The organism is Streptomyces sp. NRRL WC-3549, assembly GCF_000721935.1.
GTDB lineage: Bacteria > Actinomycetota > Actinomycetes > Streptomycetales > Streptomycetaceae > Streptomyces.
This window is the reverse complement of record NZ_KL585395.1, coordinates 115,919-116,942: the sequence shown is the minus strand read 5'-3', so window position 1 is coordinate 116,942 and position 1,024 is coordinate 115,919. Positions and strand designations below refer to the sequence as shown.

The window sequence follows — 1,024 nt, the reverse complement described above, 5'->3', positions numbered from 1 at the left end:
CGCGTCCCCGCCGCCACGGGGCCGGGAGGGACGGTCGTCGGTACGGGTGCGTGTCGTGCGTGTACTGCGGGTCGTACGTGTGCGGTTCATGCGGAACCTTCCTCGACGAGGCACGTATCAAGGTATTCCCGCAGCGAATGAGCAGCACGGCGAATCGCGAGAACGAGCCGGAACGAAAGATGAAAACCGGAGCAGAGACGTGAGCGGTTCAGAATTCGACCGGCCGCCGGAAAACAGCGGGCCGGGCCGCCGGCGGCCCTGGAAATCCCCGTGGGGCCCGGTTCCGGAGTGAGATCTCGTACGGAACACGGAGGCCGGGGTCGGGCGGAGGGCCCGCCACGGGTGGAAAAAGATGGGAATACGTGGGCGCTACCGCGGGAACAGGGGGCGCACGCCCGGAGAACGAGGCTGGGGCCCGCACCCAAGGTGCGGGCCCCAGCTCGTGCTGCGCGTCAGATCAGGCGGGAACGATGTTCTCCGCCGTCGGGCCCTTCTGGCCCTGCGCGATGTCGAAGTTCACCTTCTGGCCTTCCTGCAGCTCGCGGAAGCCCTGGGCGGCGATGTTCGAGTAGTGGGCGAAGACGTCAGCGCCGCCACCGTCCTGCTCGATGAAACCGAAACCCTTTTCGGCGTTGAACCACTTCACGGTGCCAGATGCCATGTCAAATCTCCTTCGGGGCTGTGCCCGGAGCCCACACTGTGCGGACTCCGTGTCGCGTGATGATTGCCCCGACCGGTAGATGACCGGACATACATAAGTGCTTCCTGGTGGTGACACCGGGGAAGCACTCGGAGTTTTTGGGAACCACAACTGCAACTGACTTCGACAGTAGCACGGCGAGATCGGCCGTGCGGGGGCTCGGAATTCCGGTCGGCGCGTTGTGGGAGATATGTTCGTCGCGCCTCATTCCTATTTCTCATGCGGCGGGTACAGGTATGTATTCGGCCCGGACGGAGTGTTTCTGTGCGGACGCCGCCGGGGCCCGTGCGGGGATTGGCCTCTGCGGCCGGACCGGTCGTACGG

General features: G+C 65.2%; 1 protein-coding gene. It reads right to left on the bottom strand.

Annotated elements, in window-relative coordinates:
* Positions 1-457: 457 nt before the first annotated feature.
* Positions 458-661, bottom strand: coding sequence for a cold-shock protein (locus IH13_RS0113330; protein WP_014047008.1), 204 nt, complete (start codon positions 659-661; stop codon positions 458-460).
* Positions 662-1,024: the final 363 nt, after the last annotated feature.

What these genes read in the sequence shown, in the direction of transcription:
- IH13_RS0113330 (WP_014047008.1), bottom strand. Translation starts at nt 661, where the DNA reads ATGGCATCTGGCACCGTGAAGTGGTTCAACGCCGAAAAGGGTTTCGGT.